At 36.7% G+C, this 788-nt stretch carries 1 protein-coding gene; it reads right to left on the bottom strand.

The genetic code is table 11. From position 1 onward, the window contains the following. Positions 1 to 102 precede the first annotated feature (102 nt). A complete protein-coding gene (locus KCG35_RS25825; RefSeq protein ID WP_215822762.1) occupies positions 103 to 657 on the bottom strand; it encodes a nuclease A inhibitor family protein in 555 nt (184 codons plus the stop codon). Positions 658 to 788: the final 131 nt, after the last annotated feature.

Raw genomic sequence — 788 nt, forward strand, 5'->3', positions numbered from 1 at the left:
ATGGCCAAAGTCGAGATATAAGGTTGTCTATTTCAAGAAATAGCTTGCTTTTCCCTGCAAACTATGAAAAATACTCGAAAATTCGATAAGCAAAAGTGAGCTTTATGTTTCTACTGAAATTGTATGGATGCCTAGCCAATTACCATTTTCAGTTCTGCCTAATAAATACTGCTGAATAATAGGAGAGTCAAACTCAAATACCCGCACAGTATTCGACTCAAGCTTCCATAGGTGTTTGGCTAAAGTTCGCATTTTAATTATTTCATCTTGAGTCAGGGCACCATTGTCTGTGTAGATACGCCCTACAAATCGGTTCCAGGCTTGGTATTGGTCTCGATAGAATTTTAAAGGTTTCTTGTTAGCTAGTTTTTCTCCATCAAACTTAAAAAAGGAGCGATGTTTTTCTTGTAATAAACTGGTTTTTCCTATAGGTATCATTTTTCCATGAAATTTTTCTACAATATTTCTATATTTAAAACTGTATGGTGGATCTACAGAAAGTTCTCCATGTGTTGTAACATCCCAGATAAAAACATCGTAAGGCTGTTTGTCTTCGCTATACATCCAAAGGCCTTCAACCAAATGTCTAAACTGGGCTAGAATGGCTGCGTCGGGATGGTTTGCTGAAATAGGGCTTAGCTTATCTCTAATACTCATTTTTTCTCCTTTGCTTGGTTTCATGCTACATACTACACTTGATGAGTTATTTTTATATTCCTAGGACACAAGGGGGTGTTTGTCTTCATTCGTAAGTTCTACCATAGCAGACTTACCCACTAAAAAACCTT

The organism is Zooshikella harenae, from assembly GCF_018837975.1.
GTDB classification, from domain to species: domain Bacteria; phylum Pseudomonadota; class Gammaproteobacteria; order Pseudomonadales; family Zooshikellaceae; genus Zooshikella; species Zooshikella harenae.

Coding starts and splice junctions, on each gene's coding strand:
- KCG35_RS25825 (WP_215822762.1), bottom strand. CDS start 657: ATGAGTATTAGAGATAAGCTAAGCCCTATTTCAGCAAACCATCCCGAC.